The sequence below is a fragment of the Nocardioides sp. genome, from assembly GCF_035576065.1.
Lineage (GTDB): Bacteria > Actinomycetota > Actinomycetes > Propionibacteriales > Nocardioidaceae > Nocardioides.
Genome location: NZ_DATLWX010000011.1, coordinates 246,235 through 264,494 on the forward strand (window position 1 = coordinate 246,235; position 18,260 = coordinate 264,494).

Genomic DNA, 18,260 nt, shown 5'->3' on the forward strand with positions numbered 1-18,260 from the left:
GCAATCCCGCTCACCGGTCGCGAGTCGGGATGGAGCGCGCCCCGCCCGTACTCTTGAGCAGTGAGCATCCCCACCCTCGAGCAGCTGCACGCCATGCGCCCTGTCCAGCAGCCGAACTACCCCGACGCCGACGCCGTCGCCGCCGCCGTCGCGAAGCTGCGGCGGTCGCCGCCTCTGGTGTTCGCCGGCGAGTGCGACGAGCTCAAGGCCAAGATCGCGGCCGTCGGCCGCGGTGAGGCGTTCCTGCTCGCAGGCGGCGACTGCGCGGAGACCTTCGCCGAGGTGACGGCCGACAACGTCCGCAACAAGCTGCGGGTGCTGCTGCAGATGGCGGTGGTCCTGACGTACGCCGCCTCGGTGCCGGTGGTGAAGATCGGCCGGCTTGCCGGGCAGTACGCCAAGCCACGCTCCAGCGACCTCGAGACCCGCACCACGCCTGATGGTCCGGTGACCCTGCCCGCCTACCGCGGCGACGCGGTCAACGGCTTCGACTTCACCCCCGAGTCGCGCATCCCCGACCCCCAGCGACTCGTCGACGTCTACAACGCCTCGGCCGCGACGCTCAACCTTGTCCGTGCCTTCGTCACCGGTGGCTTCGCCGACCTGCGCCAGGTCCACACCTGGAACAACGACTTCGTGCGCGAGTCGCCGTACGCCCAACGCTACGAGCTGGTGGCTGGCGAGATCGAGCGCGCCCTGACCTTCATGAAGGCCATCGGCGCAGACCCGGACGAGTTCCACCGCGTCGACTTCCACTCCAGCCACGAGGCGCTGCTGCTCGACTACGAGCACGCCATGACCCGCATCGACTCGCGGACCGGGCTGCCCTACAACGTGTCCGCCCACATGGTGTGGATCGGCGAACGCACCCGCCAGCTCGACGGCGCCCACGTCGAGTACTTCAGCAACATCCGCAACCCGATCGGCTGCAAGCTCGGCCCGAGCGCCACGGCCGACGACGCCCTGGGTCTGGCCGCCAGGCTCAATCCGGACAACGAGCAGGGCCGCCTCACCTTCATCACCCGCTTCGGCGCGGAGAAGATCCGTGACGGCCTGCCGCCGCTCGTCGAGAAGGTCACCGCCGAGGGCGTCCAGGTCACGTGGGTCAGCGACCCGATGCACGGCAACACGTTCGAGGCCTCGACGGGCTACAAGACCCGGCGCTTCGACGACGTGCTCGATGAGATCCAGGGGTTCTTCGACGTCCACCGCGCGCTGGGCACCGTGCCCGGCGGGATGATGGTCGAGATGACCGGCGACGACGTCACCGAGATCGTCGGGGGTGGCGAGGAGATCGACGAGATCGGCCTCGCGCACCGCTACGAGTCAGTCGTTGACCCGCGCCTGAACCGCGTCCAGTCGCTCGAGCTGGCGTTCCTCGTGTCGGAGATGCTCCGCACGCGATGATCGACCTGCGTTCGGACACCCTCACCACCCCGACCGCCGCGATGCGGTCCGCGATGGCGGACGCGGAGGTCGGCGACGACGTCTACGGCGAGGACCCGACGACCAAGGCCCTCGAGGAGAGGGTCGCGGCCATGTTCGGGCACGAGGCGGCGCTCTTCACCCCGACCGGCTCGCTCGCCAACGTGCTCGCGGTCCGCTCCCTCGTGCGCGTTGGCCAGGAGGTGCTCTGCGAGTCCTCAGCGCACATCGCCCGGGCGGAGCTGGGCGCCCACGGCGCGATCACCGGCCTGACCATGCGCACCTGGACCGGTCACCGCGGCCAGATCGACCTGGCGGCGATCACCGAGATGTACGCACCCGACATGGGCCCGTTCCTGGTGCCGACGGCGGCCGTGTCGGTGGAGAACACCCACAACTTCGCCGGCGGCGCCGTGCTGCCGTTGGCCGATCTGCAGGGCCTGCGGACGTGGGCCGACGAGGTCGGGGTCGCAGTCCACCTCGACGGTGCTCGCATCTGGAACGCGCACGTCGCGACCGGCACGTCCTTCCGCGACTACGGCGCCGTGGCCGACGTGCTCGCCGTCTGTCTCTCGAAGGGCCTGGGCGCGCCGGTCGGTTCGCTGATGGTGGGCTCGGCGGACGCGATCGCAGACGCGCGGGTATGGCGCAAGCGACTGGGCGGCGGGATGCGTCAGACCGGCATCCTGGCCGCAGCGGGCCTGCACGCCCTCGACCGCCACCTCGAGCGGCTGGCCGAGGACCACGATCACGCGAAGCTGTTGGCCGAGGCGTGCGGCGTCGACCCGGCGGGCGTGGACACCAACATCGTGGTGGTCCCACGACCGGACGCGGCCGAGTTCGTGGCGGCAGCAGCCGATGCAGGGGTGCGGACCGCGGCACTGGGTCCACGCGTCGTACGCCTCGTGACGCACCTCGACGTGTCGAAGGCCGACGCCGACGAGGCCGCGGCGATCCTCAGCCGCCTCTAGGGCCTCCGCCACTCCAGTCGGTTGATCTGGTCGCCCTCGTGGAGGGAGGCCCGCTCACCGGTGTCGACGAACCCGCTCGAGCGGTAGAGGCGGAGAGCTCGCTGGTTGTCGGCGCGGGTCCACACACTCAGCCGGGTCCAGTCCCGGCCCTCGGCCGGCGCCTGCAGCGCACGGAGCAGCGATCCGCCGATGCCGCTGCCCCAGTGGGCCGGGTGCACGAACACCATCGCGATGTGACCGCACGTCGCGTCGATGCCGTGGGCGTCGAGGTAGGGCTCGGCCACGACCATGCCGGCAGGCGTGGATCCGTACGTCGCAAGCAACGCCACGTCGCTCGAGACCAGCTTCTGGGCGACCCGCGCCCGCCTGCCTGGCGACGGTGCTCGTCCAGCAGCGCTCCGGGCTGCGATCCAGATCTCCGTCGCCGCAGCCCGTTGGTCCGTGTCGACGATGGCGGCGATGACGGTGCGAGGCACGGACGATCACGCAGCCGGGGCGCCCGCAAGGAGGACGTCGCTGATGGCCGTGTAGTCGCGCCCCAGCACACCGGCACCGGGGGCAGTCACCGCGAGCACGCGCAGCTGCACGGTCGTGGTCGTCACCGGGTCGATCGTGAGGCGCTGCAGCTTCGGCTTCTCCCGGAGCTCCTGCTGCACCGAGGTGCCGTCGTCGAAGATCCACTCCACCAGGGTGATGCGCCGGTTGTTGGGGTACCAGTCGACCAGGCTTGTCCCGCTGGGCACCTTCCGGGCGTAGCCGTTGACCAGCCCGACCCGGCGGATGGTGGTGGCCTCCCGCAGGGAGAACGTGATCGTCTGGCCGGTCGCGTCACCGGCGGTGCGCCACGCCGTTGCCGGCTCCCCGTCGAGCATGCGCCGGGGGCCGTAGCTGACGAGCCGGCCGTCCAGGTCGGTGGTGGGCGGTGCGGCGGGCGGCGCCTTGACCCTGACCGTGCTGGTGAGGTCGATGGTCTCGGCCGGCGGAGCCTCGCTCTCGGTGCTCGTCTGCCGCGGCTCCGTCGCCACGCCCTCCGCGGGGTCGTCGTCACCACCGAGGAAGGCCGCCAGCACCGCCAGGACCCCCAGGACCATCAGCAGCAGGCTGGCCCCGACCGCCCATGGCACCCACGACGGGCTCCCGAGATCGGGCCGGTCGGGGGAGGATTCCTCGTGCAGCGTGGTGAGGCGTGCCTCCTGTGCGGGCAGGGGCTCATCGACGGGGTGGCCGCAGTTCAGACAGAACCGCCCGATCCCCAGCTCGTGGCCACAGCGCACACAGGTCGTCACGGCGCAAGACTACGGCCGTCCGCCTCCCTCAGACCGCGATATGGGTGACCTCGGCCTCGACGTGCCGGCGCGGGACGAGCTCGACGGCCACCATCGCGGTGAGCACCATCGTCCCGCCCACCAGCAGCCGCGCCGTGATCCCCTCGCCGCCGAGCGCCACTGCGAAGGTCGCCGCGAAGACCGGCTCCATGCTCATGATGATCGCGGTCCGCGTCGGCGCCAGGTGGGCCTGGGCCCAGGTCTGCCCGAGCATCGCCAGCGCGCCCGCGAAGATCGCCATGTAGAGCACCGAGAGCCAGTCCCGTCCCGTGTGCGGCAGCACGATCCCGTCGGGCACGGTCGCCACGAAGCAGACGGCGGCGATCACGATGATCTGGAGGATCGACATGCCCACGGCATCGAGCGGCGTCGACCACGCACCGAGGCCGACGATGTGCAAGGCGTAGAGCACCGCCGCGACGAGCGTGATCGCCTCGCCGTACCCGAGACTGAAGCCGCCCAGGGTGAGGACACCCAGACCAACCGTGGCCAACCCCACCGCGGCCCAGGTCAGCGCACCGATCCGGGTGTGCAGGATGGCGGCGGCGAACAACGGCGTGAACACGACGTACATGCCGGTGATGAACCCGCTGACGCTGGCCGGCGTCTGCGCGAGACCTGACGTCTGCAGGATCTGCGCGACGCCGTACAACATCCCCAGCACGACGGCGTGCCGGCGCACGGCAGGGGAGAGGCGAGCGATCGCCGTCGGCGCCACCACCAGCATGGCCGCCGCGGCGATGGCGAAGCGGACAGCCAGGAAGTCGAGGGTGGGGACCCGGTCGATGAGGTCCTTGATCAGGAAGAACGTCGAGCCCCAGCACGCGGTCATCGCCAGGAGCGCCATCGCCGCCAGCAGGGTGGTACGCCGCTGCTGGGCCGCCGTGGTCGCAGTCGGGATGGCCGTGCTCACCGGCGGAGCCTAGGGCGCTAGATCAGGTAGAGCGTGATCGTGCTGCCTCGGGCCACCATGTCGCCGGCACCCGGGGAGGTGCTGAACACGAAGCCCACCCCGATGTAGCTCTCGGAGTTCTGGACGTCGACCTGGAACCCCAGGGCCTCGAGCTTCTCCGTGGCAGCCTCGACACCCATGGCGATCACCCGGGGCACCTCCACCAGCTCGGGTCCCTTCGAGACGACGAGGGCGACGGTGTCGCCCTTGAAGAGGGGCCCCGCGGCGGGATCCTGGGAGATGACGTCACCCTCGGCCACCGAGTCGCTGTATTCCTCGCCGGCGACCTCGACGACGAGCTTCCGCTTCTCGAGCGCGGCCACCGCCTGGTCGGCGTCCTTGCCGGTCCAGTCGGAGATCTCGATGGGTAGGCGGCCCTTGCTCACCACCAGGTCGACCGAGGTGTCGGGCTTGACGGTCGTGCCGACCGCCGGGACGGTCTTGATGACCGCACCGAGGGGAATGCTCTCGCTGAACTTCTCGGTGCTGTCGCCGAAGGACAAGTTGCTCTGCTGGAGGGCGTCCTGGGCCTCGTCCTCGGTCATGCTCTTCACGTCGGGGACGTCGTAGCGCTCCGGACCGAGCGAGACCACCAGGCTCACGGTGCCGTCCCTGAGCACCCGCTCACCCGGCTCGGGCTCGGTCGCCAGCACGAGGCCCGCCTCGACGGTCTCGGAGAAGCGGGGTGTCCCGACCTCGGTGTCGAGGCCCTCGCGCTCGAGCTGGGACGCGGCGGCGGCCTCGGTGACCCCCAGGACTCCGGGAGTCGTGGTGTAGCGGGCGAAGCCGAACCACCAGGCTCCTGCCCCGACGCCGATCAGCAGCAGCACGACCAGCAGGAACGACAGTGGCCCCTTGACCGATCGGCGGCGGGGGGTCGTGTGCACGGGTAACGGTGCGGCCGGCCTGCGGGCAGCAGGCCGCCGGGGCGGGCTCGCGACCGGGCGTACGCGCGTCGGCGCGAACACAGCGGGGAGGTGTTCGAGGGCCGTGGTGTCGTTGCGCTCCTCGACCAGGACGTCCTCGACCTCGACGTCCTCGAAGGGGTCGTGACGGGCCGGGGACAACGCCAGGTCGGCCGTGAGGTCGGGGTCGTCGTGCACGCCGGCATGCAGGGCCTGGGCGACCCGGTGGATCTGGTGCAGGAGGACCGCAGCGTCGGCGGGCCGCTGGGACCGGTCACGAGCCGTGGCGCGGGCCACGAGAGCGTCGACGTAGGCCGGGATCTCGGGCACGACGCGCGACGGCGGCGGGACGTCCTCGTGGACGTGGCGGTAGGCGACCTGGATCGGGCTCTCGCCCTCGTGCGGCTTGTTGCCCGTGAGGAGCTCGTAGAGCACGACCCCGGCCGCGTAGACGTCGGCGCGGGCGTCGGACCGGCCATCGACCACCAGCTCGGGGGCGAGGTAGGAGACGGTGCCGATCAGGACGCCGCCGGTGGCGGTGTGCTGGGTGTCGGCGCTGATCGCCTTGGCGAGACCGAAGTCGGCGACCTTGACGCCCCCGCCGTGGGCCTCGTCGGCGATGAGGACGTTCTCGGGCTTCACGTCCCGGTGCACCAGGCCGGCGCGATGAGCTGCTGCGAGTGCCGAGACGATCGGCTCGAGGAGCGACAACGCCCGGGCGGGCGTCATCGGGGCTTCCTTGCGGATCACGTCTCGCAGCGTGTGGCCGGGGACGTATTCCATCGCCAGGAAGACCACGCCGTCGTCGTCACCCTGGTCGTAGACCCCGACCACGTGCGGGTGGTTCAGCTTCGCCGCGGCGCGCGCCTCGCGGACGAAGCGCTGGGCGAAGTCGTCGTCGTCGCCGAGGCCCGGGTGCATGACCTTGACGGCGACGGTGCGGTCGAGCCGGATGTCTTCGGCCTCGTAGACGCTGGCCATGCCGCCGCGTGCGATGCGGGGCCCGATCCGATATCGGCGGTCCAGGAGTCGACCGACGAGGGCGTCGGTCGACGCTCGACGCGCACTCTCGACGTGCTCGGTTGACTCCACTGCTCGACCTCCATCACCGGACGGGGAAGGATCCGGTGGCTCCATCGTACGAACCCGGCAGGCAGAGGTGGCGGCGAGACGGTGTCCCGGCGTGGCGTGGCATGTCGGGCGGGAGGGCGCGGCGCGACGTGCGGCATGAAATAGTGCCTGTATGACGTCCTCCGACAGCTCCGTTCCCCTGGCCGAAGCCGATCTCGATGCGCTCGTCGACGAGTGGCTCGACTGGGAGCAGGTGGGCGAGCTGCTCGACGTCACCCCGGCCAAGGTCCGCACCATGATCAAGGACCACGAGATCGCGGAGGCGGTCCCGCGACCGGGCCTGCCGCCGTCCGTGCCGGCGGCGTTCTTCCAGGACGGGTTGGTCGTCAAGGGCCTGTCGGGGCTGCTGACCGTGATGCACGACAACAACTTCACCGACCGCGAGGCCATCGCGTGGATCTTCATCGACGACGACCTGCCCGGGCGACCCATCGACGCCCTGCGGGAGAACCGTGGCGCCGAGGTCAAGCGTCGCGCACAGGCCCTGGCCTTCTAGATGAGCGGACTGGCAGGACTCCTGGCCGGGCTGATCGCCCACCACGCCCAACCGGGCATCTACCGGTGGCACGGCGCCTTCGAGGTCGCCGACGTCCGGCGCACCGTCGAGCACGCCGACTTCGGGTTCGCCCACGTGGACGGCTGGTTGAGCGAGACCAGGGCCGAGTTCCTCGATGCGGTCGGTCAGGCTCTCGGCTTCCCGGACGACTACGGGCAGAACTTCGACGCCCTGGGCGACTGTCTGCACGACATCGGCGCCGGCCTGGCGGGCGTCGTCCTGTTGTGGGACGGCTGGACGACGCTGGCGCGGGCCGACGAGAGGGCGTTCAACATCGCCCTGAGCGTGCTCGGCTCACGTGTCAACGCCGACCGCGGTGTGCCGTTCTCGGTGCTGCTGCGCGGCGAGGGCCCGGAGGTCCCGGGCATCGGCTCGCTCGACTGAGCGAGGCTCAGACCACTCGCTGCGTGGCAGCGGACGCGAGCTGTGCGAGCACGCCGCGTGCGTGCTCGTCGATGTCTGCCCGGGCCAGCACGGCAAGGGCGGTGTCGGCGAGCGAGCCGATGAGCTGCTCCACCTGGGCGTCCGCGCCCGACTCCCGGATGATCCGCCGGAGGTCGACGACCGCGACGTCCTCGAGCGGACTGCCCAGTGACGAGTCCAGCCGCGTGGCCTCGGCGGGAGCGGCAGCGGCGAGGGCCAACGCGACGAGCACGGTTCGCTTGCCCTCGACGAGGTCGTCTCCTGCGGGCTTGCCGGTGACGGCAGGGTCACCGAAGACGCCGAGGAGGTCGTCGCGGAGCTGGAACGCCTCGCCGAGCGGCAGGCCGAAGGAGGACAGCTGGCTGCTCTGTTCCCGCGTCGCCCCGGCGAGCGCGGCGCCGATCTCCAGCGGCCGTTCGATGGAGTACTTCGCGGACTTGTAGCGGAGCACCGTCATGGCGGTGTCGAGGTCGGCATGGGCCCGCGCCTGGACCGAGACGTCGAGGAACTGGCCCGCGATCACCTCGGTACGGCAGAGCTCGAAGACGCTCAGGCCGGCGTCCACCTGGGCCCGCGGCAGGCCGCAGTGGCGGAGCATGTCCCCGGCCCACCCGAGCAACAGGTCACCCAGGAGGATGGCTGCCGCAGCGCCGTACTGCTTGGGGTCCCCGGTCCATCCAGCCCCTCGGTGCTCGCCCTCGAAGGCCCGGTGCGTGGCGGGGCGGCCCCGCCTGGTGTCGGAGGAGTCCATGAGGTCGTCGTGGACGAGCGCGCTCGCGTGCAGCAGCTCCAGCGCAGCGCACGCACGGACCAGGGCGGCCTCGTCGGCGACCTCGGGCTGGATGGCGCGATAGCCCCAGTAGCAGAAGGCGGCCCGGAAACGCTTGCCGCCGCCGACGCAGGTGCGTGCCTCCGCGACGAGACGGGCGGCGTCCCCGCCCAGGGCGTCGAGGCGCACGGACTGCTCGTCGAGGAAGTCGTCCAGGACCGTACGGACCCGTGCTCGGAAGGCGTCGGAGTCCCAGTCGACAGGCGCGGTGTCGCTCGTCAGGTCGCGTCGCGGGTCACTCACCAGTGGAGCCTAGCCAGTGGACGGATTCGTCCGCGCATCGCCGCCGTCCCTAGGCTTGGCCCATGACCGAGGGACCCGGGCGCAGCATGCGCGAGCTGATCGAGAGCGGGGAGAAGTCGTTCTCGTTCGAGTTCTTCCCGCCCAAGGACGAGGCCGGGGAGGAGCGCCTGTGGCGGGCGATCACCGAGCTCGAGCCCTACCGGCCCACCTTCGTCTCCGTGACGTACGGCGCAGGCGGCAGCTCCCGCGACACCACGGTGCGGATCACCGGCAGGATCGCCCAGGAGACCTCGCTGCTGCCGGTCGCGCACCTGACCTGCGTGGGCCACAGTCGCGCAGAGCTGGTCGAGATCCTCGATGCCTACCGTGATGCCGGCGTCTCGCACATCCTGGCCCTGCGGGGGGACCCGCCCGGCGGACCGCACACCGAGTGGGCCAGCGCCGAGGACGGCCTCGAATACGCCTCCGATCTCGTGGCCTTCATCAAGGAGCGCTACGACGCTGCCGTCGGCGTCGCGGCCTTCCCGGAGGGGCACGTCAACGCGGAGAGCCTCGAGCACGACGCCCAGGTGCTGAAGGCGAAGCACGACGCGGGCGCCGAGTTCGCGGTCACCGAGATGGTCCTTCGGGCCGCTGACTACTTCGCCCTCGTCGAGCGCGCACGGGCGATCGGTGTCGACATCCCCATCATCCCGGGCATCATGCCGATCCTGAACCTCAACTCGATGAGCCGCATGGTCGAGCTCTCCGGGCGCGAGATCCCGCCCGAGGTGACCGCCCGCATCGAGCCGCTGGCCGAGACGCCCGCAGAGCTGCGTGCCGAGGGCATCCGCATCTCCACCGAGCTGTGCCAGGAGCTCCTGGCCGGGGGCGCCCCGGGGCTGCACTTCTACACGCTGAACTTCTCCCGGGCCACCCGCGAGATCTTCACTGCGCTGCAGATCACGGTCTGAGCGGCGGCTCGTCGCTACGGTGTCGCTCATGAGCACCCACACGGTCACCGTCACCGGTCACGGCACCACCTCCGTCCAACCGGACTCGGCGGTGGTCAGGGTGGCGGCGGTCGCTCGGGCAGAACGTGTGGCGGAGGCGTTCGGGGGCTGCTCCGCCGCGGCGGCCTCGATCGGGGTCGTCGCACGGCGGCACACCGCCGAGGAACGCGTCGCCACGACCGGGATCAACGTGTGGCCCTGGCATGACAACCAGGGGCAGCCGCGTGGGTTCGAGGCTCGTCACTCGATGAGCATCCGCTGCGCCGACCTCGATGCGGCCGGATCGCTGCTGGACGAGCTCGCGACCGAGATCGGCGATGCGCTCGTCGTGGAGGGCGTTGCTCTCGAGGTGTCCTCGCCCACGTCGGCCCACGAGCAGGCCGTCGCTGCGGCGTACGACGACGCAGTCCGGCAGGCCACCCAGCTGGCGGGCCTCGCCGGTGCCTCGCTGGGGGAGGTGTTCGCCATCGGCCACGCGGGCTCCGCGGGGGACGGGCCCGGCCACCGCGAGGCGATGGCGATGTCGGCGAAGATCGAGCCGGGGGAGACGCTGATCGGCGCGAGCCTGACCGTCACCTGGTCGCTGGTCCGGCCGGGACTGCCCAGTCGCGCTGATGGTCTGAGTGACTGATCGTCCTGCGAAGCACGACCAGCAGCATCAGCGGGGCCGTAGACGGCGCGCTGCCTGTGCAGCGGCCAACGCGGCGGCAAGACGCATGGGCGAACGCGCACCACGGCAGATGATTGCGCTTCCTCGCTGCCGTTACGCTGCTTCGCATGGCGATCAGGAAGTCGCGCAAGTGGTGGACAGCTGACGTCGCAGAAGACCTCGGCGAGTACCTGGCCGAGTACAGCGCCTCGCTCCATCGTCCGGTAGGAACGGTTGCGCACGCCCAATGCGAAGACTGCGGGTCAAGCGACTTCGGCGTGCGAGTAGATGATGACGAGGGCTGCGCACAGCGGACGTGTTCCGGGTGTGGACGGGCCGCATGGATCTTTGACTCGGCGGACGCGGCACAGGACGCGGAACTGGATGACGCCACATGCCCCTGCGGTAGTGCAACCTTCAACGTGGCGGGCGGGTTTTCGCTTCGCGACGACGGCGATATCGACTGGGTCTTTGTCGGTTTGCGATGCACCACGGATGGGGTGCTCGGCTGCTACACCGACTGGAAGATCGACTACTCGCCCACCGCTCACCTGCTCACCCAGGTCTCAGCGTGGCGCGCGGGGATTTCGGCACCCGAATTACCCGACAGACGGCGGATTGACTCAACTCCGGCGACCACCCAAGATGTCCGGTTGAGGCTCCAGACAAGGCCACGGGTCATCATCATGACGAGCCTGTTCTGCATCGTCGCCGGCGCGCTTCTCATCTTCATTGACAGTTGGTTCGGCTACGCGCCTCCGGCCTACGGGGTCATCGTGCTTGTGGTTGGGCTTTGCGCCATCAGCCGCGCGATCGCGGCGGTTTGCAGCGCTTTCGCTACGCCCCTGTAGGCAGGGGAGTTTCACCCCAGGCGGTCAACACGCCACTCAACTTCGGCGAGCTCTGTTCGTCCGCGCGGTTGCTGGTGCGCTGCGTGGATCCTCGGGCCAGGCGTGCTTGGGATAGCGCCCGCGCAGGTCAGCACGCACCCCCGGGTAGCCGTTGTCCCAGAAGGACTCCAGGTCTGCGGTGACGGCGGCCGGGCGTTGCGCGGGAGAGAGCAGGTGCAGCAGGAGCGGCACCCTGCCGTCGGCCAGGGCCGGGGCTGCGGTCCAACCGAAGACCTCTTGCAGTCGTACGGCAAGCACCGGCTGATCCTGGGAGTAGTCGACCCGCACGCTCGACCCGCTGGGCACCTCCACGCGCTCGGGGGCCAAGTCGTTGAGCCTGCCCGCCTCCGGCCACGGCACCATCGCTCGCAGGGCGGCAGTCACGTCGATACGACGAAGATCCTGGGCCGAGCGGACCCGCGCCAACTTCAGCCCGAGCCAGGAGTCGAGGTTCTGCGTCAGTGCCGCGTCGCTCACGTCGGGCCACGGGTCGCCGAGCGCGCGGTGCAGGAAGTCGAGGCGGGCGCGCAGCGCCGTGGCCGCCTCCGTCCAGGCGAGGAGAGCGATCCCCTCGCTCGCGACCGCCTTCTTGATCGCGTCGGTCACGGCCTGCGCGGGTGGATCGCTGAGCGGGGCTGAGCTGAGCTCGATCGCGCCCAGCAACGTCCGTCGGCGAGCCAGCACCCGCCCACTGGTCCAGGTGACCTCATCCACCTCGGTCCACAGCGATCCAGCAGCCTCCAGCGCCAGGTCCTCGGTGAGGGGGGCCGCCGCGCGGATCCGGGCCTCACGTTGCCCGGGCCGTCGTTCCGCGTCCCCGACTGCGAGCCACTCCAGTCCGGCCAGCGGGCTCGGGTCGCGCGAGTCGAGCGCCGCGCCTGTCCCGGACGCCATGAGGTAGCTCGACGTTTCGGAGCGCTTGCGTGCAATCCGCTCCGGATGCGCCAGGGCCACCACCAGACCTACCGCCACATCATCGGTGAGCGCTCGGGCGTCGTCCGCCGCCACTCTCCGGTCGCCGGTGGTCCCCTGCTTCGCGACGACCTCCTCCAGTCGGGTGACCTGGCGGCGCCACGATCCTGCCCGCTGGTCAGCGCGCAGGGACCGGAGCGCAGCAACGAGGTCTCCGCCCGGAGCGCGGACGTCCTCGCTCAGCATCGCGACCACCTCTGCGGCCCGCTTGGTCCCGACGAGACCAGCCCCGTCGATGAGGGCACGCGCCAGCCTGGGATCGGCCGGCACGCTGGCGATCACCCGGCCCCGCGGGGTGGCTCTCCCGTCCTCGGTCATCGCCCCCAGACCCACCAGCACCTCCTTGGCCGCCGACAGTGCGTGCACCGGTGGCTGGTCGAGCAGCGCCAGGTCGTGGACGTCGTGGCTGCCCCAGCACGCCACCTCCAGGGCGAAGGCCGTCAGATCGGCGGTGGCGATCTCGGGCTCCGGGTGAGCGGCCAGATGCCCGTGCTCCGCCTCGGACCAACAGCGCAGCACGGTCCCAGGTCCCAGCCGTCCAGCCCGTCCCGCCCGCTGCTCGGCCGCTGCTCGGCTCACCGCGACGGTGACCAGAGAAGCCAGTCCGCGACGGTGATCGGTGCGCGGCTCGCGCGAAAATCCGGCATCCACCACGACGCGCACCCCGGGCACCGTCAGCGACGACTCAGCGACCGCGGTCGAGACGATCACGCGTCGACCCGGGCCCTCGCTGAGCGCACGATCTTGCTCGGCGCCGGACAAGCGTCCGTGCAGGGCGTGCACGGCCGCGTCCACGCCGGCAAGGCGGCGTACGGTCGCCTCGACCTCCGCGACACCCGGCACGAAGACCAAGACGTCGCCCTCGTGCGCGACCAGCGCACGACCCACGGTCGCTGCGACATGGTCGTGAAACGCCGGGGTGATCCCCCGGTCGTCGGTGCGGCGCACCCCCGCAGGCAGCGGGCACCAGACCGCTTGAACCGGGTGCAAGGCACCCGGAACGCGGATCACCGGGGCGTCCCAGAGGCCGTCGGGACCATCGGGATCGTCACCTCGACCGAGCAGTGTGGCCGTCCGTTCGGCCTCGATGGTGGCCGACATCGCCACCAGGGACAGGTCCTCTCGCAGGTTGGCCCGGATGTCGATGAGCAGCGCCAAGGTCAGGTCGGCGTCGAGGTGGCGCTCGTGCACTTCGTCGAGCACGACGGCCCCGACGCCGGCCAGCTCGGGATCGTGCTGGATGCGCCGGAGCAGTAGACCGGTCGTGACGATCTCGACACGTGTACGTCGGCTGCTGCGTCGGTCTCCGCGTACGGAGTATCCGACCGTCTCGCCCACCGGCTCGCCCAGCAGATGCGCCAGCCGACGGGCAGCAGCGCGGGCTGCGATGCGGCTGGGCTGCGTGACGACGACCCGTCCCGCGACGACCCCAGCGACCGCGGGTGGAACCAAGGTCGTCTTGCCGGTGCCCGGCGGTGCGTGGACCACCGCAACTCCGCGGGTTCGGAGCGCCTCGACGAGAGCGGCCAGACCAGCGGTGACCGGGAGGTCGGGCGGCGCGGCGAGCAGGTTGCGCAGCGGGTCGGACACTCTTGCAGTGTGCCTGACGCGCATCTGCTGACGAGGCTGCGGGACACCCGCCACGGACCTGACACGGGAGGAGGGTGAATCTGCTTCCGCAGGGTCAACACGGCGCTGGATGCCGGTTGCTTTGCTGATGCAAAGGCGGCGGATCGACGCGCCTTGCTATCGCCCTCATCGCGGCAGGAGCGGACGCTCAGCGCACGGACGGCGCGACCTCTGGCTCCGTGACGCTTGCCGACTGCGCGTCGATGATGATGCTTCGATCGTCCTCCCAGAGCACCTGCAGTTGGAGGCCGTCTGGGCACGGCGCAGCGCGCAGCGACGCGACTTCGGAAAGGCCCCAGTTGATGTTCTCTGGGTGGTCGAGCATTGCCTCGGTCAGCCGGCCCTCCAAGTGGAGTCGCTGCACGCCGTGCATCTCGATGGTCAGTCGCTGCTCGCGGCTGTCGCGGTCGGGACGAAGCACGCCCTCTGCAGTCCAGGTCAGGTTGAACGAGAGTCTGACTCCATACCCGTGCTGCGTCAGAGCCATCTCGATGAGAAGCGACTCCTCGCAATGCGACCAACGCTGCAATTCGTCGTCCAGCCGCGCAGCTTCTCGAAAGCCAGTAGACCCCATACCGGCATCTTCGCACCGACGGCAGAGGCGTCGGGCCGACTACGCTCATCGCCATGTCGCCGAGGGAGACCGACCGCGCGCGGTACGAACGCGACTTGAGCTGGCTGTGGGCTGCTGTCCACGAACTCCCCTCAGGCGTCTTGTGGGGCACCGATGCGGCATCCCGGGAACACTGCGACGAGATGATGGCGGGGTTGCAGGAGTTCGAGCGCGTCTTGCATCGGCTGGGTTTAGACGACCATGGCGAGTTCATCGAAGGCTGCCGCTGGCACTTCGAGCACTACCCTCACTACCTGGAACGCCGACGCCACTTCATCGACTACGCGACCTACACCCGTGACCGTCGGGGCCCGACGACAGTTCCGCTTCCCGCCAAGCGGCCTCGCTGACGCACGTCCGCCCATCCAGATCCAGGTCGACGCACGACCCGCTGGCGGCGATATGACGCACGTTCGATCGCGTGGCGGTCAACCAGTTCGCTGGTGGGCACTTCCTTGGCGGGATGTCGTGCGCGTTTCGGTGCCCCGCGTTCCCACCAGTCGATCGACGGGCCTTCATGCAGCTGGCTCGCTGTGACCTGGACGTTGCCGATATTGCAAAACTTCCAGAGCTCGTTCGCGACACGTGAGTACTGGAACAAGACCTCGTCGACGTCGAAGGTCTTAAGCTCGCCGCTGCGAGACCGGTCGACCGCTTCGGCTACGTGCGCGAGGAGCTCGGGCGAGCTTCGCTTCGTGGTACGCCGCTACCGCCTCACGTGCCTGCCGAAGATCCGATTTTTGGGACACGAGCTGAGGCTAGTGCGAATCGCCGACCGAGAGAATGCGTGCACTGATCGCGGCAGATCCAGATGAGGACGTCCAGGCATTGCGGCGCCTGAGAGCTGACTCTCGTCAGAGCCGACCGTAGGCCCGGAGGGTCCGCAGAGCCCGGAGCGTCTCGATCCCGCGCCATTCCAGGGTGGAGGCGCCCCCCGGTGGTTCCCATGTGATGGGCCAGCCCCCATCCGACTGCTGGTCACGGACCAGGCGGTCGAGGTGACCCTCAATGATTGTGTCGTCGAACAGTCGCCTCCAGGGGCTGTCCGGCGACGGCGCCAGGTGGACAGGGGTGAGTCCGTAGCCAGGATCCGCCGGATCCGCCCGGTACCAGTCGGCCTTCGACAGCCATTCGCCCACGTGGGCGCCGACGGTCTCCGCCCGAGCACGGTCTGGAACATGGGCGAGGAAGACCATCACCTCGATCAGAGCGTGTGCGTCTTCCTCGAAGCCGGACTCGAGCCGCACCCAGGTCCAGTCGGTGGCCCGGTCGAGCCACGGGTGGGTCACCCCCAGTTGGTGCAGCCGTCCGGCCAGACCCGCCGTCGGGTTCAATCCGGGGGTGTAGGTCCAGTCCGACCAGTGCTCAGCCCGGGGGTAACGCTCCATGACCGGGAAGGCCAGGGACACCGCTCCGTCGGGCGCGGCCACAGAAGCCAACCAATCACAAGCGTCCCTGACGAGCCCGTCCGCTACCGGATCGCCTGACCCTGCCGTGGCGTCGCCCCGGCTGGCGACCAAAAGGATCCCGAGAGCGCACTCGACGTCGATGGGCAGGCTTGCCGGGCAACGCTTGTCGGGCTCAAGGCCATGACCGAATCCGCCGTTGGCGTTGCGGTAGGCGCGGACGGCGTCGATCACGCCAGAGGCATCGGCTCCGTCGAACAGCACAGAGGCGAGACGGCGCTCGATGAGCCGTCCCTCGCGGTCAAGAAACGCCCGGGCAGCAGCGAAAATGTCTTCGGTCACGCGCGGCAGTCTGGCACCAGCGACCCAGCGTGCGGGTCAGTCAGGACGCTGCACGGCAGCGCGGATTCTCGGTCCGCGCTCATCGGTGCGATCCGGATGCTTCGCCAGGATGATTCGCCATGCCCCCATAATTTCAGACCCATAGCGTTCATCTATTTACGACACGCGGCACTAGGCGGGTCCGATCGCCTGCGCGACGAGCGCCGCCGACAACCCGACGAAGGGCAGACCCGACCCCGGAGTCGCGTAGGCCCCGGCGGCGTAGACCCCGGGGATCGGTGTCGTCGGGCCGAGCCGGTCGCGGACCGTCTGCCGGCCCTGCCACAGGACCCCCAGCGGTGAGCCCGACCATGCCTCCACCAGGTCGCGAGGGGACCGGTCGATGCGGGTGACGACGTGGGGGCGGAGGTCGATCCGGTGCCGTGCGAGCGCGCGGAGCACGTCCTCGGCGATCTGTCCCCGGCCATGGATCGTCCACGCAGCGCAGCCCTCGGGAGCGGTGCCGCCGGTCCGGACGACAAGCATCGGGTCGCCGTGCAGCACCACCTCGTGCGGCAGGTCCAGAAGTTCACCCTCGAGACCGACGTGGCAGACGACCGGTGGGATGGCGGGCATGCTGCGACGGACGAACCCCGCCAGCGCCGGCAGCCGGCGCGGATCGACGGCGCACACGACGGCGTCGGCATCGAGGGCTCCCGCCGAGGTGCGGACCCCCACCGCGCCACCGTCACGCACCACGATGTCGAGCACCGTCGTGCTGAGCTCCACGGCGACCTCGCGGGTGTCGAGCCGGTCGACCAGTGCGGTCCCCAGGGCTGCCAGTCCGCCCGGGATCGTCCACGCGCCGAACGTCTGCTCCAGGTAGGAGATCGCCCCCATCCACACCGGGACGTTGCGCAGGTCGTGGCCGTCGGCGACGAACGGGTGACCGGCGACCAGGCGCAGGCGCTCGTCCCTCGACACCGTCCGCAGCCGCTTGTGCAGCATCTCCCGGCGGCCGAGCAGGTCCGTCAGGTCGCGTGGGGAGAGGTCACGGTCCCAGGGTTGCTCGAGGTAGCCGCGTCGCAGCACCTCCCACTCGTCGGCACGCTCGTCGACGTACGCCGCCCAGGCTGCCCCCAGACCGCCGAGCTGGTCGAAGGCGGCGATCTGTCCGGCCCGCGAGCCACTGGGCAGGCCCAGGACGGAGCCGTCGGCGAAGCGGTGCTCGCGGACGAGGTCGAGCGGTTGGAGGTCCAGCTCGCGTTCGAGGGGGCGGCCTGTCTTGCGGAACAGGTCGCGGATGACGGCCGGCAACAGGGTCGTCGACGGGCCGGCGTCCCAGGTGAAGCCGTCAGCCCGGACGGGCTGCAGGGCGCCACCAAGGGTGTCCGAGTGCTCGACCAGGGTGACCGCGTGGCCGAGCTTGGCGAGGCGTACGGCGCTGGCCAAGCCGCCGAAGCCACCGCCGATGACGACGATCCGCAGGGCGCTCACAGCGAGGCCGTGATCGGGTCCTTCTTCTTCCACCTCCGCCAGCCCCGACGGATGACCTTGGCGAGGAAGAACAACATGATCAGACCCAGGGCCAGGGCCACGCCGGCGATGGCCGCCGCGGCCTCGGGGTTGTTGATCGCGAAGGCGACGACGGCCAGGACGGCGACGTCCTCGGCGAGGCTGGCGCCGATGTTGGTCACGGGCTCGGGCGAGGAGTTGATGGCCAGCCGGCTGCCGGCCTTGACCAGGTGCGAGAGCAGCGCGGTGCCGCCTCCGACGACGCCCAGGACGGCCTGGTCGAGCGAGGACGCGTCACCGGCCAGCAGCACACCGATCACCGCGCCGACGGTGGGGCGGATGGCGGTGGAGATCGCGTCCCAGGTGGAGTCGATGTAGGGGATCTTGTCGGCGATGAACTCCATCGAGAACAAGAACCCGGCGACCGTGAGGACGTCCCAGCGCGCCAGCACGTCGGGGATCTGCGAGAAGTTGTTGACCTTGTCGGCGATGCCGAGCACCAAGGACGACCAG

The 18,260-nt window shown here is 70.2% G+C and carries 18 protein-coding genes; 8 read left to right on the top strand and 10 right to left on the bottom strand.

Annotation, left to right across the window (positions count from 1 at the left end; genetic code table 11):
* Nucleotides 1–93: 93 nt before the first annotated feature.
* The gene (locus VNJ48_RS05900) at nt 94–1,407 is read left to right on the top strand and encodes a class II 3-deoxy-7-phosphoheptulonate synthase (protein ID WP_325600209.1); all 1,314 of its coding nucleotides are present in this window, start codon (nt 94–96) and stop codon (nt 1,405–1,407) included.
* Nucleotides 1,404–2,396 (top strand): threonine aldolase family protein, encoded by a 993-nt coding sequence (locus VNJ48_RS05905; protein ID WP_325600051.1) that lies wholly within the window; start codon nt 1,404–1,406, stop codon nt 2,394–2,396. Before VNJ48_RS05900 ends, VNJ48_RS05905 begins: the two co-directional genes overlap by 4 nt.
* Here VNJ48_RS05905 and VNJ48_RS05910 read toward each other — a convergent pair.
* Genes VNJ48_RS05910 through pknB form a run of 4 tightly spaced genes read right to left on the bottom strand, consistent with a single transcriptional unit; the run spans nt 2,393 to nt 6,670 of the window.
* Nucleotides 2,393–2,872 (bottom strand): GNAT family N-acetyltransferase, encoded by a 480-nt coding sequence (locus VNJ48_RS05910; RefSeq protein WP_325600053.1) that lies wholly within the window; start codon nt 2,870–2,872, stop codon nt 2,393–2,395. The two genes, VNJ48_RS05905 and VNJ48_RS05910, sit on opposite strands and share 4 nt — an antisense overlap.
* Before the next feature lie 6 nt (nt 2,873–2,878).
* Nucleotides 2,879–3,682 carry a discoidin domain-containing protein gene (locus VNJ48_RS05915; RefSeq protein WP_325600055.1) on the bottom strand — a complete coding sequence of 268 codons (804 nt, stop codon included), beginning with the start codon at nt 3,680–3,682 and terminating at the stop codon, nt 2,879–2,881.
* Between the two features lie 28 nt (nt 3,683–3,710).
* The gene (locus tag VNJ48_RS05920; RefSeq protein ID WP_325600057.1) at nt 3,711–4,634 is read right to left on the bottom strand and encodes a DMT family transporter; all 924 of its coding nucleotides are present in this window, start codon (nt 4,632–4,634) and stop codon (nt 3,711–3,713) included.
* Nucleotides 4,635–4,651: 17 nt separating this feature from the next.
* Nucleotides 4,652–6,670: a Stk1 family PASTA domain-containing Ser/Thr kinase gene (pknB, locus tag VNJ48_RS05925; protein WP_325600058.1), complete on the bottom strand. Its 2,019-nt coding sequence runs from the start codon at nt 6,668–6,670 to the stop codon at nt 4,652–4,654.
* A 151-nt stretch (nt 6,671–6,821) separates the two neighbouring features.
* Between pknB and VNJ48_RS05930 the strand changes: the two genes are divergently transcribed.
* Together VNJ48_RS05930 and VNJ48_RS05935 are read left to right on the top strand one after the other, a co-directional pair.
* Nucleotides 6,822–7,205 carry an Rv2175c family DNA-binding protein gene (locus VNJ48_RS05930; protein WP_325600059.1) on the top strand — a complete coding sequence of 128 codons (384 nt, stop codon included), beginning with the start codon at nt 6,822–6,824 and terminating at the stop codon, nt 7,203–7,205.
* Nucleotides 7,206–7,649 (top strand): barstar family protein, encoded by a 444-nt coding sequence (locus VNJ48_RS05935; RefSeq protein ID WP_325600061.1) that lies wholly within the window; start codon nt 7,206–7,208, stop codon nt 7,647–7,649. It begins immediately after the preceding gene.
* A 7-nt stretch (nt 7,650–7,656) separates the two neighbouring features.
* On the opposite strand, the gene VNJ48_RS05940 is transcribed toward VNJ48_RS05935, so the two are convergent.
* Nucleotides 7,657–8,760: a polyprenyl synthetase family protein gene (locus tag VNJ48_RS05940; RefSeq protein WP_325600063.1), complete on the bottom strand. Its 1,104-nt coding sequence runs from the start codon at nt 8,758–8,760 to the stop codon at nt 7,657–7,659.
* 62 nt (nt 8,761–8,822) lie between these two features.
* Here VNJ48_RS05940 and metF point away from each other — a divergent pair, with 62 nt between their 5' ends.
* The 3 genes from metF (at nt 8,823) to VNJ48_RS05955 (ending at nt 11,252) form a co-directional block, all read left to right on the top strand.
* Entirely contained in the window at nt 8,823–9,713 is an 891-nt protein-coding gene (metF, locus tag VNJ48_RS05945) for a methylenetetrahydrofolate reductase [NAD(P)H] (protein WP_325600065.1), read from the top strand.
* Nucleotides 9,714–9,741: 28 nt separating this feature from the next.
* Nucleotides 9,742–10,383, top strand: coding sequence for an SIMPL domain-containing protein (locus tag VNJ48_RS05950; RefSeq protein ID WP_325600067.1), 642 nt, complete (start codon nt 9,742–9,744; stop codon nt 10,381–10,383).
* A 146-nt stretch (nt 10,384–10,529) separates the two neighbouring features.
* Nucleotides 10,530–11,252 (top strand): hypothetical protein, encoded by a 723-nt coding sequence (locus tag VNJ48_RS05955; RefSeq protein WP_325600069.1) that lies wholly within the window; start codon nt 10,530–10,532, stop codon nt 11,250–11,252.
* A 36-nt stretch (nt 11,253–11,288) separates the two neighbouring features.
* Here the strand turns inward: VNJ48_RS05955 and hrpB are convergent, their stop codons facing one another.
* Nucleotides 11,289–13,853, bottom strand: coding sequence for an ATP-dependent helicase HrpB (hrpB, locus tag VNJ48_RS05960; protein WP_325600071.1), 2,565 nt, complete (start codon nt 13,851–13,853; stop codon nt 11,289–11,291).
* Nucleotides 13,854–14,040: 187 nt separating this feature from the next.
* Entirely contained in the window at nt 14,041–14,466 is a 426-nt protein-coding gene (locus tag VNJ48_RS05965; protein ID WP_325600073.1) for a hypothetical protein, read from the bottom strand.
* A 53-nt stretch (nt 14,467–14,519) separates the two neighbouring features.
* Between VNJ48_RS05965 and VNJ48_RS05970 the strand changes: the two genes are divergently transcribed.
* Nucleotides 14,520–14,855 carry a hypothetical protein gene (locus tag VNJ48_RS05970; RefSeq protein ID WP_325600075.1) on the top strand — a complete coding sequence of 112 codons (336 nt, stop codon included), beginning with the start codon at nt 14,520–14,522 and terminating at the stop codon, nt 14,853–14,855.
* Between the two features lie 504 nt (nt 14,856–15,359).
* Here VNJ48_RS05970 and VNJ48_RS05975 read toward each other — a convergent pair.
* The 3 genes from VNJ48_RS05975 to VNJ48_RS05985 form a co-directional block, all read right to left on the bottom strand.
* Complete coding sequence (locus VNJ48_RS05975) at nt 15,360–16,253, bottom strand: hypothetical protein (RefSeq protein ID WP_325600077.1); 894 nt, start codon at nt 16,251–16,253, stop codon at nt 15,360–15,362.
* A gap of 171 nt (nt 16,254–16,424) precedes the next feature.
* Entirely contained in the window at nt 16,425–17,729 is a 1,305-nt protein-coding gene (locus tag VNJ48_RS05980; RefSeq protein WP_325600079.1) for a phytoene desaturase family protein, read from the bottom strand.
* Complete coding sequence (locus VNJ48_RS05985) at nt 17,726–18,247, bottom strand: DUF4126 domain-containing protein (RefSeq protein ID WP_325600211.1); 522 nt, start codon at nt 18,245–18,247, stop codon at nt 17,726–17,728. The genes VNJ48_RS05980 and VNJ48_RS05985 overlap by 4 nt, the downstream gene beginning before the upstream one ends.
* Between the last annotated feature and the right edge of the window lie 13 nt (nt 18,248–18,260).

Bases quoted from the DNA above. Each gene is read 5' to 3' on its own strand.
- VNJ48_RS05900 (WP_325600209.1), top strand. From the start codon at position 94: ATGCGCCCTGTCCAGCAGCCGAACTACCCCGACGCCGACGCCGTCGCC.
- VNJ48_RS05905 (WP_325600051.1), top strand. From the start codon at position 1,404: ATGATCGACCTGCGTTCGGACACCCTCACCACCCCGACCGCCGCGATG.
- VNJ48_RS05930 (WP_325600059.1), top strand. From the start codon at position 6,822: ATGACGTCCTCCGACAGCTCCGTTCCCCTGGCCGAAGCCGATCTCGAT.
- VNJ48_RS05935 (WP_325600061.1), top strand. From the start codon at position 7,206: ATGAGCGGACTGGCAGGACTCCTGGCCGGGCTGATCGCCCACCACGCC.
- metF (WP_325600065.1), top strand. From the start codon at position 8,823: ATGACCGAGGGACCCGGGCGCAGCATGCGCGAGCTGATCGAGAGCGGG.
- VNJ48_RS05950 (WP_325600067.1), top strand. From the start codon at position 9,742: ATGAGCACCCACACGGTCACCGTCACCGGTCACGGCACCACCTCCGTC.
- VNJ48_RS05955 (WP_325600069.1), top strand. From the start codon at position 10,530: ATGGCGATCAGGAAGTCGCGCAAGTGGTGGACAGCTGACGTCGCAGAA.
- VNJ48_RS05965 (WP_325600073.1), bottom strand. From the start codon at position 14,466: ATGGGGTCTACTGGCTTTCGAGAAGCTGCGCGGCTGGACGACGAATTG.
- VNJ48_RS05970 (WP_325600075.1), top strand. From the start codon at position 14,520: ATGTCGCCGAGGGAGACCGACCGCGCGCGGTACGAACGCGACTTGAGC.